13 protein-coding genes are annotated in these 13,368 nt (G+C 66.8%); 2 read left to right on the top strand and 11 right to left on the bottom strand.

Features of this window, described 5'->3' with window-relative positions; genetic code table 11:
• Positions 1-5 precede the first annotated feature (5 nt).
• From RKE40_RS15455 to RKE40_RS15445, 3 genes are read right to left on the bottom strand one after another with little or no spacing between them, the layout of a single operon-like run.
• Positions 6-1,226 carry an ABC transporter substrate-binding protein gene (locus RKE40_RS15455; RefSeq protein WP_316019122.1) on the bottom strand — a complete coding sequence of 407 codons (1,221 nt, stop codon included), beginning with the start codon at positions 1,224-1,226 and terminating at the stop codon, positions 6-8.
• Positions 1,227-1,244: 18 nt separating this feature from the next.
• The gene (locus tag RKE40_RS15450; protein WP_316019121.1) at positions 1,245-2,483 is read right to left on the bottom strand and encodes a metal-dependent hydrolase family protein; all 1,239 of its coding nucleotides are present in this window, start codon (positions 2,481-2,483) and stop codon (positions 1,245-1,247) included.
• On the bottom strand, positions 2,480-3,148 hold the full coding sequence (locus tag RKE40_RS15445) for a TetR/AcrR family transcriptional regulator (RefSeq protein ID WP_316019120.1): 669 nt from the start codon (positions 3,146-3,148) through the stop codon (positions 2,480-2,482). Before RKE40_RS15445 ends, RKE40_RS15450 begins: the two co-directional genes overlap by 4 nt.
• A 116-nt stretch (positions 3,149-3,264) precedes the next feature.
• Here RKE40_RS15445 and pcaD point away from each other — a divergent pair, with 116 nt between their 5' ends.
• Positions 3,265-4,104, top strand: coding sequence for a 3-oxoadipate enol-lactonase (gene pcaD, locus RKE40_RS15440; RefSeq protein WP_316019119.1), 840 nt, complete (start codon positions 3,265-3,267; stop codon positions 4,102-4,104).
• 195 nt (positions 4,105-4,299) lie between these two features.
• Here the strand turns inward: pcaD and RKE40_RS15435 are convergent, their stop codons facing one another.
• The 8 genes from RKE40_RS15435 to RKE40_RS15400 form a co-directional block, all read right to left on the bottom strand.
• On the bottom strand, positions 4,300-5,289 hold the full coding sequence (locus RKE40_RS15435; protein ID WP_316019118.1) for an alcohol dehydrogenase catalytic domain-containing protein: 990 nt from the start codon (positions 5,287-5,289) through the stop codon (positions 4,300-4,302).
• Positions 5,290-5,302: 13 nt separating this feature from the next.
• Positions 5,303-6,073 carry an SDR family NAD(P)-dependent oxidoreductase gene (locus RKE40_RS15430; RefSeq protein ID WP_316019117.1) on the bottom strand — a complete coding sequence of 257 codons (771 nt, stop codon included), beginning with the start codon at positions 6,071-6,073 and terminating at the stop codon, positions 5,303-5,305.
• 2 nt (positions 6,074-6,075) lie between these two features.
• Positions 6,076-7,389: a sulfopropanediol 3-dehydrogenase gene (gene hpsN, locus RKE40_RS15425; protein WP_316019116.1), complete on the bottom strand. Its 1,314-nt coding sequence runs from the start codon at positions 7,387-7,389 to the stop codon at positions 6,076-6,078.
• Between the two features lie 86 nt (positions 7,390-7,475).
• Positions 7,476-8,525: an ABC transporter substrate-binding protein gene (locus tag RKE40_RS15420; RefSeq protein ID WP_316019115.1), complete on the bottom strand. Its 1,050-nt coding sequence runs from the start codon at positions 8,523-8,525 to the stop codon at positions 7,476-7,478.
• Positions 8,526-8,664: 139 nt separating this feature from the next.
• Complete coding sequence (locus RKE40_RS15415; protein ID WP_316019114.1) at positions 8,665-9,813, bottom strand: DegT/DnrJ/EryC1/StrS family aminotransferase; 1,149 nt, start codon at positions 9,811-9,813, stop codon at positions 8,665-8,667.
• The gene (locus RKE40_RS15410; RefSeq protein ID WP_316019113.1) at positions 9,803-10,600 is read right to left on the bottom strand and encodes an ABC transporter ATP-binding protein; all 798 of its coding nucleotides are present in this window, start codon (positions 10,598-10,600) and stop codon (positions 9,803-9,805) included. The genes RKE40_RS15415 and RKE40_RS15410 overlap by 11 nt, the downstream gene beginning before the upstream one ends.
• 11 nt (positions 10,601-10,611) lie before the next feature.
• Positions 10,612-11,400, bottom strand: coding sequence for an ABC transporter permease (locus tag RKE40_RS15405; RefSeq protein WP_316019112.1), 789 nt, complete (start codon positions 11,398-11,400; stop codon positions 10,612-10,614).
• Positions 11,401-11,404: 4 nt separating this feature from the next.
• Positions 11,405-12,115, bottom strand: a complete 711-nt coding sequence (locus RKE40_RS15400) for an ABC transporter permease (RefSeq protein WP_316019111.1) — start codon at positions 12,113-12,115, stop codon at positions 11,405-11,407.
• Between the two features lie 229 nt (positions 12,116-12,344).
• Here RKE40_RS15400 and RKE40_RS15395 point away from each other — a divergent pair, with 229 nt between their 5' ends.
• Positions 12,345-13,352, top strand: coding sequence for a LacI family DNA-binding transcriptional regulator (locus RKE40_RS15395; RefSeq protein WP_316019110.1), 1,008 nt, complete (start codon positions 12,345-12,347; stop codon positions 13,350-13,352).
• Positions 13,353-13,368 lie beyond the last annotated feature (16 nt).

The raw sequence follows: 13,368 nt of genomic DNA, 5'->3' as shown, positions 1-13,368 counted from the left end.
ATGCGTCAGATGTTGACGACGTAGCGGCGGTTGAGCTTGCCGCCCTCGATGAAGAAGACGCCGAAGGACGGGGAGACATCGCCATACTGGTCGAAGTCGAGCACCGAGGAGGCGCCCTCGAAATTGATCTTGCCCTTCTTCAGCGCTTCCTTGCCCTCGGCGTAGCTGTAGACCTTCGTGCCGTCGGGGTTCGAGACTTCACGGATCTTCGCGTTGATCGCCGCCGTTTCGGTGGAGCCGGCCGCCTCGATCGCCAGAGCGAGCGAATGGACCATGTCCCAGGTCATGGCGCTGAAGATGTTCGACTGGCCGGACTGCCCGGTCGCCTTCTCGTAGACCTCGGCATAGGCCTTGAACGACGGCGCCGTCTCGTTCGAGATCGAGTCGACCGAGATCACGCCTTCGACCACCTCCGGACCGGTCGCCTTGACCAGATCGGGGTTGGCGGCCCAGCCGGGGATGATCCACTTGACCGGCTGCCCGCTCTGGAACCACTCGCGCATGATGATCGTGGTGTCCGACAGATAGGAGCCGGTGACGATCACGTCCGGGTTGGCGGCGAGGACCTTCTGCAGCTCGGAGCGGTAGGACGGCTGGTTCGGCTCGTAGACGACGTTCGCGACGACCTTGTTGCCCTTGGCTTCCCAGGCCTTCCGGAAACCCTCGGTGTTGCCGATGCCGGAGGCGTTGTTGAAGGCCATGGTGGCCGGGCGCTTGAAGCCCTCCTTGGCGCAGATCTCGGCGAAGGCCCTGCCGAAGCGGTCATTGGTCGCCTGGAACCGGTAGGACAGCCCCTTGGCGTTGGCCGGCGGCACCGAGAGCGCAGGCGCGCCCGAGGTGTTCATCAGGATGATGTTGGCGTCGTTCGTCAGCGGCACGACGGCGAGCGAAACGCCGGAAGACCAGGTGCCGAGAATGGCCTGGACCTTGTTGACGTCGATCAGCTTCTTGGCGGCGAGAACGCCGGCCTGCGGGCTGGTCTGCGTATCCTCCGAGACGACCTCGATCTTGCGGCCGGCGGCGCCGCCGGCGGCGTTCACGATCTCGGCCGCGGCGGTGATCATCTTCTGCATGCCGGAGCCGTAGGGCGCGCCGGCGCCCGTCACCGGGCAGAGCGCGCCGATGCGGAAGACGCCCTGCGGCTGGGCCCGCAGGACGGAAGGCGCCGCGATGAGGGCCGAAGCCGCTCCGAGCGTGCCGATGAACTGACGACGGTTGGTGGTCATGGCCTGTTCCCTTTTAGGTTAGTTCAGCTCGTTCTTGATGAAGTCGCCGCTCTTCATGATGATCGGCAGGTGCCCCCCCTGCCCCGTCAGCAGCGAGAGATCGGCCAGCGGATCGCCGTCGACCACGATGAGGTCGGCATAGGCATCGGGCGCGATCACGCCGATCTTGCCGGGCATGCCGATCAGTTCTGCTGCGTTGACCGTTGCCGAGCGGATGACCTCGATCGCGGGAAGCACGCGCCCGCGGATGACGAACTCTTCCGACTGGTGCCGGTGCATGGCGCCGAGCAGATCCGTACCATAGGCCATTTTCACACCGGCCTGGCGCATGATCTCGAGAGATTCGAGGCCGCGCAGACGGACATCGTCGATCTTGGCGACCGATGAAGGCGGCAGGCCGTAGGAAGCCCCTTCATTGTTCAGCGCCTCATAGGTGACGAGCGTCGGGCAGGCGATCGCGCCCCGCTCATGCATGAGGCGGGCCGTCGCCGCCTGAATGAGGTTGGCATGCTCGACCGAGCGCACACCGAGCTTCACGGCGCGCGCAATGCCCTCATCCGTATAGAGATGCGCGGCGACGTAGGTCTGGGCGTTGTGGGCCTCCTCGACGATCGCGGTGATCTCGGCATCGCTGAAACCGAGGAAAGCGATCGGATCGGTCGGTGACGCGATGCCGCCATTCGCCATGATCTTCACGAACTGGGCGCCCTGGCGGATTTCGTCGCGCGCGGCGGCACGGCAGGCGTCGACGCCGTCGCAGACACGGCCGAGCGAGCCGAGCTGATGGGTCTGGTAGTCGGGCCGGCGGTTGTCGTAGCGGCCACGGAAATCGGCATGGCCGCCCGTCTGCGACAGGGCCTTGCCGCAAATGACGAGGCGCGGCCCGACATAGAGGCCCTGCTCCTGCGCCTCGACGAGGGCATAGGTCGCGCCGCCGACGTCGCGGACGGTGGTGAAGCCGCGCTGCAGCATTTCGCCCATCAGCTTCACCGCCTGCAGGGCGACGAGCGCATCCGGGAGCATCGCGTTCTGGCCGAAATTCGCCGAATTGGCGATGACATGGACATGGCAGTCGATCAGGCCCGGCATCAGCGTCCGGCCCTTGAGATCGATGCGCCGCGCGCCGCCATCGGCGATCGGGCGGTCGGAGACCTCGCGGATCAGCCCGCCCTCGACACGCACGAAGCGGTCGTGCTTGCCTTCGGGGCTGGTGCCGTCGAGCAGCCTCGCATTCTCGAAAATGATAGCCTGTGTCACGGGTGCATGCCTTGCTTGGTCGGATCGGAAATGGCGCCCTCGCCGGCGCGGCTCTGCTGCGAATGCCCGGCCAGGACCGTCTTCCAGAAGCCGAGAAGCCGCGCATAGTAGGCGGGATCGTCGCGCAGGATGGTCTGAAGGCTCATGCCGCGCATCAGGCAGAGCGTGGCGTTGAACGCCGCCTCGACCTCGGGCTTTTGCAGGCCGGTTCCGTCGAAGAAGTCCTGCCAGGTGCCGTCGAGCGCCGCGTGGAACTCGCGCGTCACCGAAACCAGTTGTTCGCGCAGATAGGGATTGTGCCGGGCAGCGGTCACATGCTCGAGCGTCACCAGGAAGAGCCGGCCGGAGAACAGCTCCCACATCCGGTCGACGAAGTCGGAAAGGGACAGACTGCCGGCCTTGACGAGCTCGGCAACCCGCCGGATCTCGCCGATCCAGCCCTGCAGCAGATGACTCACTGACTGGACGATCAGATCGTCCTTGCCGGAAAAGTGATGGTTGAGCGCGCCGCGGGTGACGCCGGCGCGTGCCGCGATCTCGGACGTCGTCGCGAGCGCATAGCCGCGCTCCACCAGCAGATCGAGCGTCGCGTCGATCAGACGCGCCCGCGTTTCCGTCGAGCGTTCCTCTTGCGTCCGGCGCTGCTTGTCGGCTGATGGCGGCATGGGCGGACCTTAGCAGCTAGAAACAAACAGACAAGTATGCATGTTTGTTTTCCCCGATGTTGCGCACGGCGATGCCGGCGGGACACAAAGATGCGGACGCGGATGGAGCGACGACGATGCGGATCATGATCGAAGACGAGGAATTCGAGGTGCGCATCGACGGCCCCGACGCGGCGCCCGCGCTGCTGCTGTCGAACTCGCTCAGTTCGGACATGTCGATGTGGGAAGACCAGATTCCGCTCTGGTCGCAACACTTCCGGGTGATCCGCTACGATCAGCGGGGCCACGGGGGCAGCACCGTTTCCCCGGCTCCCTACTCAATGGAACAGTTGGGCCGGGATGCGCTTTCCGTACTCGATGCGCTCGGCGTGCAGCGCGCGCATTTCTGCGGGCTGTCCATGGGCGGCATGGTCGGCATGTGGCTGCTGACCCATGCGCCGGATCGGGTCGACCGGGCGGTCCTCGCCAATACTGCCGCCTATATGGGCCCGGCAGATCTCTGGAACGGGCGTGTCGCAGCGGCCGAGGCCGGCGGCATGGAAGCGCTTGTCGATTCGACCATAGCGCGCTGGTTCCCGGAGGCTTTCCGGGCCGCCGCACCTGAAACGATCGAACGGATGCGGGCCATGATCCTGAGGACTCCCGCCGTCGGGTACCAGGGATCGTGCCTGGCGATCCGCGACATGGATCAACGGGAGACGATCAAGGGTATCCGAAATCCGGTGCTCGTGATCATTGGCTCGAAGGATCCGGCGACGACCCCGACCGACGGCGAGGCCATCGTCGCTGCGATTCCCGGCGCGCAGAAGTGCGTTCTGGACGCCGCACACATCTCGAACATCGAGCAGGCCACGGCTTTCGGGGCCGCGGTCGCTGCCTTCCTCCTGGGCGGCGAGCCCGGGCCGGGCAGACGGTTGAGGTGCGCTCTGTCGGGTCATACCCATAGCGCGGCCTAGCCGACGACGGGGGCCGCCGCTCACGGGCGCGATGCTATTCCAGTCATCGCGCCCATGAGCGAGGTCTTGCCGGCAGGAACCCGCGTCCACGCGATCGTCGAGGTCGCCCATGCGCCATAAGCCGACATTGCTCGCTCCCCTCCCCGGGGGAGCAGAAGTTCAAGCCGAACCCCCCGGTGTGCTGGGGATCTCGCTTCAGGTCCTGAGAACGATTTTTGCTGAACCGACACGACCGCCATCGATATCGGCAAAGGCACGATCTCCCTCGCTGAGAGAGCGTTGCTCGATCCAGCCGAGATCGCCGAGACGCCCTTTGGCGAGGGCTTCGACGGTCTGGGCAAAATCGGCGGGTGTATAGCAATAGACACCGGCAAACGTGATCTCTTGCAGGGTGATCTTTCGAACGTCGAGGCCAGCCTGGCCGGGGAGCAGGCCGACATGGACGATCACGCCGCCGGGCCGCACCAGGCGACAGGAAGCAGCACGTGTGGCATCGGCGCCGACTGCGTCGATGACGAGGTCGATGCTATTCTCAGGCGGCTCGTCCTGGCCGGGCTTATAAACGGCGAACCCTTCCGCCAGCAGCGTTTCTCGCCTCAGCGGATTGGTTTCGCCGACTAGAAGATCGCGCGCACCAAACAGGCGTGCGACGAGCCCGGCCGCCAGGCCGATGGCGCCCCCGCCGAGCACGACGACGCGGCAGGCGGAAAGAGGCTGGTGCAGACGCTGCACCCCGGTCCGGATCGCATGCCAGGAAACGGCGACCGGCTCGGCGAGCGCCGCATGGGCGACCGGCATCGTCTCGGGGATCGGCGTCAAATTGCGCAGCGGGATGCGCACCAGTTCGGCGAATGCGCCTGGCCGCGGCGGCATCGAGATGATCTGCCGCGTTGGCGAGAGGTGCCAGCGTCCCTCGATCGCATACGGACAGTTGGGATCGACGACGAGCGGGTTGATGGTCACGCGTTCGCCGGCACGTGGCCCTGTCGCGATCCGCCCCGCCGCTTCGTGGCCGAGGATCAACGGCGGCGGCCGACGCGTGTCGAAACCGTGATAGGCATGCATGTCGGAGCCGCAGATGCCGACGGCCTCGACCCGGACCAGCACCTCGTCGGCCTGCGGCACGGGTTCCGGCTCGTCGCGGAAGACGAGGCTGTTGGGGCCGGTATAGACCAGTGCCTTCATACCACTTCCATCCTCATTTGGCGGTGAAGCCGCCATCGACCGTCAAAGTCTGGCCGGTGACATAGGCCGAAGCTGGAGAGGCGAGGAACACCGTGGCGCCGGCGAGATCCTCCAGCTCGCCATTGCGGCCGATCGCGGTTTGCGCGGCATTGCGGGCCGCCCGTTCGGCGTCATCGAACACCGCTTGCGTCAGCGGCGTCGGGAAGAAGCCAGGCGCGATCGCATTGCAGGTCACGCCTCGGCTGGACCATTCCTGCGCGATCGCCCGCGTCAGTTGCACGACGCCGCCCTTGGCGGCGCCATAGGGCGCGCTGTCGGGAAAGGCCCGGTAGCTTTGCAGCGAGGCGATGTTGATGATCCGGCCGTGGCCGCGCCTTGCCATGGCCGGAGCAAAGGCCTGCGTCAGCAGGAAGGGCGCGCGCAGATGCACCGCCATGTGCAGGTCGAACGCCGCGGCCGTTACCTCGCCGAAGGGCTGGCGCAGATTGAGCCCGGCTGCGTTGACCAGGATGTCGATCTCGCATCCGAGGGTTTCGCAGGTGGTCGCCAGCGCGGTTCCCGCCTCCGGCGCGGCGAGATCGGCCGCGGCGATCTCGGCGGCGATCCCCTCCGTCGCGAGTGCCTGCGCCGCCTTGCGCAGCTCCTCCTCGCGTCGTGCGACGAGGACGAGCCGGGCACCGGCGAGGCCCAGCGCCCGCGCCATGGCGAGCCCGATGCCGCTGTTGCCGCCGGTCACCAGGGCCGTGCGCCCGGAGAGGTCGAACAGTGCCGTGAGGCGGAACACGCTCACGCCTCCACCGGCTGGCCGAGATCGACATTCGAGCCCGGGGCGTATTTCGCCATCCGCGCATCGCTGGTGCGGGCATGGGCTTCCATGCCCTCCAGTCGCGAGATCCGCGCCGAGACCGGGGCGACGCGCTTGCAGGCCTCGCGGTCCATGCGCTGCCAGGTCAGCGGCTTCAGGAACTTATGGACCGAGAGCCCGGCCGAGTAGCGGGCGGCGAACTTGGTCGGGAGGATGTGATTGGGGCCGGAGACCTTGTCGCCGAAGGCGACATTGGTTTCCTCGCCGAGGAACAGCGAGCCGTAATTGGTCAGCTGCGCATGCCACCAGTCGAGATCGGCGCAGTGCACTTCGAGATGTTCCGAGGCATAGCGGTCCGAGACCTCGACCATCTCCTCGCGGCTGTCGCAAAGTACGATCTCGCCATAGTCGCGCCAGGCTGCGCCGGCGGCGTCGCGGGCTGTCGGCGGCAGCGCCGCGATCAACTCGGGCACCAGCCGCGACACCTCCTGCGCGATCCGCCGTGAACTGGTGATCAGCCAGGCCGGGCTCTCATGGCCGTGCTCGGCCTGCCCGACCAGATCGGTCGCGACGAGCAGCGGGTCGGCGCTGTCATCGGCGAGGACTGCGACCTCGGAAGGGCCAGCGAACACGTCGATACCGACCTTCCCGAACAGCATGCGCTTGGCTTCTGCGACGAACTTGTTGCCCGGACCGACGATGATGTCGGCCGGGCGGCCGGTGAACAGGCCGAACGCCATGGCGGCGATCGCCTGCACGCCGCCGAGGCACATGATGATGTCGGCGCCCGCCACCGTCATCGCATAGAGAACATGCGGGTGGATGCCCTGCCCGCGATAGGGCGCCGAGCAGGCGACGACGGTCTTGACGCCCGCTGCCTTGGCAGTGGCGACCGACATGTAGGCCGAGGCGATATGGGCGTAGCGGCCAGTCGGGACGTAGCAGCCGGCCGTGTTCACAGGCACGAGCTTCTGCCCGAGATACAGGCCCGGCGACATCTCCAGCGAGAAATCCCGGCAGGAGGCGTGCTGGGCCTCGGCGAAGCGCCGGACCTGCCCGGCGGCGAAGGAGATGTCGTCCTTCACGTTCTGCGGAATGTCCCGGATGCGCTCGGCAATCGCCGCCTGGTCCAGGACGATCGGCCCGTCCCATTTGTCGAGCCTGGTCGCATAGTCGCGCACGGCCTGCTCGCCCCCGGTCTCGATCGCAGCCAGCATCTCAGTGACGACCGCGCGGGCGGTGTCGGTTTCCGTCTCGGGCGTCTTGGTGGCTGTTTTCAGATGCGTGATCGCCATGGCGCTGTCCGCTTCGGTCAAAAAGGTGGGGAACGCGATGACGGCCCGGAGGGCGCCGCCATCGCCATGCTTGGTCTGATCTCAGGTCACTTCTTGTCGAACTCGGTGGCGAAGGCCTTGAGCTTCGGGTCCGCCGCGACGCGCTTCAGGAAGTCGTCTGTGAGATAGTTCTTGGTGTCCGGGTTCGACGGGATCGTGCCGACCTCGGTGATGAACTTGCCGATCTCGCTGAACCAGCCGTCGACGGTCGAGGCGGCCGTGCCACGCGCCATCAGCTTCAGCTGCTCGTCGAGGCCGAAGGTCGGACGCAGCGCGAACTCCTGGTCCATGGCGCGGGCCGTGACCTCGAGACCGCCCTGCTTGTAGAAGTCCAGCGCGAGCGTGCGCGCCTCGGCCGGGTTGGCCTTGGCCCAGGACCAGCCGCGCAGGAAGACCGCGAGGAACTTCGCGACATCGTCCGGCCGTTCCTTGGCGAACTCGGCGCGCACGATCAGCGCGCCCGGCACGATCGCGTTCGCATCGGCGCCGGAGCAGAGATATTTGGCGTTGGCGCGGTCTTCCAACGTGTAGGTGTTGGGCGCCCAGACACCGGCGACATCGCCATTATTGGAGGTGATCGCCGTGATGATCTGGGCCTGGCCGAGATTGACGAACTGCATGTCGCCATGGGCCAGGCCGAACTTCGTCAGGCATTTGCGCGCCGAATAGTCGACGGTGGAATTCGTCGTCAGCAGCAGCTTCTGGCCCTTCAGTGACTTCGGATCGGCCTTGATCGCGTCGAACTTGTCGCCGCGCACCATCATGGCGTTGGTCTTCGACTCGTCGTTGGTGAGGCCGATCGTCAGGATGTTGAACCGGACTGCGCCGAGCACGGCCGGCACCGAGCCGGTGCCGCCGACATCCCATGACTTGGCGGCCGCCGCCGCGATCTGCGGCGCACCGGCCGGGAAGGTCGAGAAATTGGGGGCGAGGCCGACCTCCTTCCACCAGCCTTTCACCGTGGCGTAGTGGAAGGGCAGCGCCCAGTAGAGCGAAGGCTGATAGCTGATCCCGATCGCTGTCTGGGCCTGCGTGGGCGAAATCACAGCGCAAGCGAACGTGGCGGCGAGGCCCAGTCCGGCAATGATGCGTCTCATCTTCGTCTCTCCCTCTTGTCGTTGATCCGGTCTCAGCTTGTCGCGGCTCGTCCGGTTTTCCCTGTCTCCGTCCGCGTGGAGACGATGGTCTCGATGGCCTCGCGCAGGATCTCGGCTGCGAGGTCGCAATCCTCATCGGTCAGCGAGAGAGGTGTGCGGATGTCGCAGAGACCGGCCAGGATGGCGTGGGTCTGCGACATCGGCCCCTGCTCGCCGGCATAGCGCCAGTGGCGCGGTGCGCTGGTGAAGCCACGCTGCCGGCCGGCGCCGAACCATTTGATCGGCAGGCCGCGGGCGGCACAGCGATCGAGCACTGCGGCAATCTCGCCATCCGTGAAGCCGAGCAGCGAGAACTGGACGGATGTCGCGGAGTATTGCTGCCTCGGCGAACGGGGCGGCAGGCGAACATGCTGAGAGCGTGCATGGCGCTGGCGATCCGGTCATGAATCGCGTTCCAGCGTGCGACCCGGCGCGGCAGATCCCGCAGTTGCGGCCGCAGCAGAGCGGCGGCGAGCGCCGTCATGCGCATGCTGAAGTTCGGCGTCCTTTCCTCCCAGCCGGCGATCACGTCGGAAGCCGGTGCGCTCAGATGCTGCTCGTGCAGCATGTAGCTGCCCGAATGAAGGATGGCGCGTGCGGCGCGATGAGCGTCGTCGAGGACGAGAAAGCCGCCCTCCCCGGCGTTCAGGTGCTTGTAGGTCTGGGCGCTGAAGGCCGCCGCCTCGCCAAAGGTTCCGATTGCCCGGCCGTTCCACGTGGCGCACAGGGCATGCGCACAATCCTCGACGAGCACCAGCCCGAGTTCTTCGCAGGCGCCCATCACCGCATCCATGTCGGCGATATGGCCGCGCATATGCGACAACAGCAGGACGCGCGCGCCCGAAGCCCGTGCCTTGCGCCTCAGATCGTCGCAATCGATGACGTAGTCTGCGCCGATCTCGACCAGAACCGGTCTGGCTCCCGCATGGAGGATGGCGCCAGGGACAGGCGCGAGCGTGAACCCGTTGACCAGCACCGGTTCGCCCGGCTGCACATCCAGCACCTTCAGCGCCAGGCATAGCGCCGCGCCGCCGGAATTGACCGCCACGCAGTAACGCCGAGCAATCAAGGCGGCGAATTCCTGCTCCAGTACCGCGACGTCGTTCTGGTCGGCACCCATTTCGCCATAACGGAACAGCCGACCCGAGCGCATCAGTTCGCAGGCCCGCGCGATGCCGGCCTCCGGTATCGGCTCCGGCTCGGTCAGGTCGCGCTGCAGGCGCGGCAGCAAGGCAAGCTCAAGCCCCATGGGCGCCCTTCTCCTCGCGCAGCGATTTCCAGATCTGGGTGCGCAGATGGACGAAGGATTCGATATCCATGACGTCCTCGATCTTCTGCAGCCGGTCCCAGTTCTCGGCCTCGCGGATCGAGCGGATGTCGAGCACCTCCTTGATGCGGCCCGGGCGCCGCGTCATGATCGCGACCCGGTCGGCGAGATAGACCGCTTCCTCGACCGCATGGGTGATGAACAGGACGGTGCGGGGATTGACCCTTGCCAGCCGGACCAGCTCCTCCTGCATGACGACGCGGGTTTGTGCATCGAGGGCGCCGAAGGGCTCGTCCATCAGCAGTACTTCGGGGTCGAGCACATAGGCGCGGGCGATGGCGACGCGTTGCTGCATGCCGCCGGAGAGCTGATGCGGGAAGGCAGCGGCATGGCTTTCGAGGTTCATCAGCTTCAGCGCGCCGGCGACGAGTTCGTCGCGCTCCGCTTTCGGCAGCTGCTTGTTGCGCAGGCCAAGCTCGATGTTCTCGCGCACAGTCTTCCAGGGGAACAGCGCGAATTGCTGGAATACAACCGCACGGTCCGGCCCGGGCCGGGTCACCGCCTTGCCGTTGACGCTGACCGTGCCCGCGCTCGGAGGCTCGAAGCCCGCGACCATCCTCAGGCAGGTGGTCTTGCCGCAGCCGGAAGGACCGACGATGGCGACGAACTCCTTCTCGCCGATCTCCAGATTGATGTCGTCGAGCGCCTTCACGCCGGAGCCGCGCGGTCCGAAGACCTTGTCGACCTTGTCGAAACGGATCGATCCCATCGTCTAGCCCTTCAAGCCTCGAGGCCGCGGCGGCGGCGCATCCACGCCTCGCCCTGCCGCAGCAGTATGTCGATCAGCATGCCGACGATGCCGATCGCAGCCATGCCGGCCATCACCGTCGGCGTCGCGACATTGGCTTGCGCCTGCACCATCATGAAGCCGACGCCAGCGGCCGCTACGATCAGCTCCGCGCCGACCAGCGACTGCCAGCCGAGCCCGGCCGAGACGCGCAGTCCCGCGACGATCGAGGGCATTGCTGCCGGCAGCAGGACTTCCAGGATCATCCGCAGATGGCCGGTGCCGAGCATGCGCGCCGCCTCGATCAGGCGCGGCTCGACGAAGCGCGCGCCGCGATAGGCGTTGATCAGGCAGGGCGGAAAGGCGCCGGCGAAGATGATCAGGACGGGCCCGCCGATGCCGGTGCCGAACCAGAGCGCGGCGAAGGGCACCCAGGCGATCGGGGCGATGAAGCGCAGCCCGTCGAAGAGCGGCGTGACGATGTCGTCGAGCAGGCGGAACCAGCCCATCAGCAGGCCGAGCGGCACGCCGATGCCGGCGGCGAGCAGCACGCCCAAGGCGTAGCGCTGCAGGCTGGAGGCAAGGTGCTGCGGCAGCGTCGCACCGGCGAAGGGTGTCGAGCTGAGCTGGAGGGTCCGCGTCAGCACGTCGAGTGGCGAAGGCAGGAACTGCCGGGGCACGATCCCCGAGACCGAGAGCAGGGTCCACAGGCCGATGAAGCCGACGAGCCCGAGTAGCCCCCATGCCAGCTTTTCGCCCAATCGCAGTGGTGAGTCGCTCATGGCCTCAGTCTCTCCCCGCCACGTTCCAGGCGAGCGCGCGGCGCTCGGCGAGGCCGAGAAGCAGCGTCGTCGCCCAGCCAAGGACGCCGACGGTGACCATTCCGACGAGGATCATGCCGGGGTAGATGTCCTGCTGCGCCATGTTGAGGACGAAGCCGATGCCGACCAGCGCCCCGACCAGCTCGGCGGCGACCAGCGTCGTCCAGGCCGCCTGAAGCGATAGGCGAAGGCCGGTGAAGATCATCGGCGACGCCGCCGGTGCGATGACCTCGCTTACCAGCCGCCAGCGCGGCGTGCCGAGCATGCGCGCCGCCTCGATGATCGGCCGGTCGATGTTGCGGACGCCGGCGAAGGCATTGATGACCGCGGGGACGAAGGCCGCGAACCAGATCACCATGATCTTGGCGGCGTCGCCGAGGCCGAGCCATAGGATCGCGAGCGGGATCCAGGCCAGCGGCGGGATCGGGCGGATGATCAGGAAGATCGGGTTGATCGCCGCCTCGGCCCGCCGGCTCCAGCCCATCCACAGCCCCAGCGGCACGCCGGTGGCGATCGCGACGAGGAAGCCGAGGATGACGAGCCGGACGCTGTGGAAGGCATGGTTCGCAAGCTCGGCGCCGGCATAGCCGCGCGTCGCGATCTGGTTGAGCGACTGCCAGAATTCGGTGGGCGAAGGAAAGCGGCCGGGCGAAACCAGGCCCGTCGCCGTCGTCAAGACAAACCACAGCAGCAGCGTCGCCGCCACCGAGGCCAGACTGACCCATCCTCGCCGTCCTATCATCGCGCTCCTCGTGCGCCCTTTAATGAAAGCGCTTTCAGTTAAGCTTCCAGATCGCAATCCGGATGTCAACATGCCTTGCGAGATGGATATATCGGGCTTGAGCGCTTGTATCCGACCCGGCTTGGGCGCTAGGTTATGAAAGGATTTTCATCAGGGAAGACCGATGGATGGTCGCCGCATCAAGCTGAGCGATGTCGCCCGCGATGCCGGCGTGTCGCCCGCTACCGTGTCGCGCGCGATCGCGCAGCCGGAGCTGGTCTCGCCCGAGACGCTGGCCAAGGTCATGGCCAGCGCCCAGCGCCTCGGCTATCTGCCGGATGGCGCGGCGCGCGCGCTCGCCTCGGGCCGCTCGATGACGATCGGCGCGATTGTCCCCACACTGGACAGCGCCATCTTCGCCCGCGCGCTCCAGGCGATGCAGGCGACATTGGCGCAGTCCGGTTATCTGCTGCTGGTCGCCTCGCACGAGGCCAGCCCAGCGGCTGAGACACAGGCGGTCCGGGCCCTGCTCGGACGCGGCGTCGACGGGCTGATGCTGGTTGGAGCTGAGCGTGCGCCGGAAACGACCGCGTTGCTCAGGGCTTCGGGCGTTCCCGTCGTCCTGACTTGGTGCGGAGACGGCCATTTCGCTTCGGTCGCGATCGACAACGTGCTGGCCGGAAGGCTGGCCGCCGAGCACCTGATCGCACTCGGCCACCGGCGCATCGGCATGATCACCGGCCCGCTCCACTTCAACGACCGGCAGACGGCGCGCCTCGCCGGGGCAAGGCAGGCACTGGCGGAGGCGGGACTGTCGCTCCCAGACCAGCTGGTCACAGAACAGGCGTTGACGCTGGCCGGCGGCCGCGCCGGCTGCGCCACCCTTCTCGAACTCGATGACAAGCCGACAGCGCTGATCGGCGGCGTCGACCTGCTGGCTATCGGCTGCATCGAGGAGGCCCATGCGCGCGGCATGAACGTGCCCGGTGACCTCGCGGTCGTCGGCATCGACGGGCTCGACATGTCCGCTCACATCTCGCCTTCGCTGACGACCGTGCATCTGCCGACCGGCAGGATCGGTCAGTTTGCGGCGATGAAGCTGATGGCGCTTGTCCGGCGCGAAGCGATTGAGCAGCATACTGTTTTGCCGGTCGAGCTGATTGTCAGGCGTTCGGCTGCCGGCGCAAGCTGAGTCCGCGAAGGTTAGG

The organism is Allobosea rubneri, assembly GCF_032464875.1.
Taxonomy (GTDB): domain Bacteria; phylum Pseudomonadota; class Alphaproteobacteria; order Rhizobiales; family Beijerinckiaceae; genus Allobosea; species Allobosea rubneri.
The sequence above is the reverse complement of the archived record's forward strand: the minus strand, read 5'-3'. Positions and strand labels throughout refer to the sequence as shown.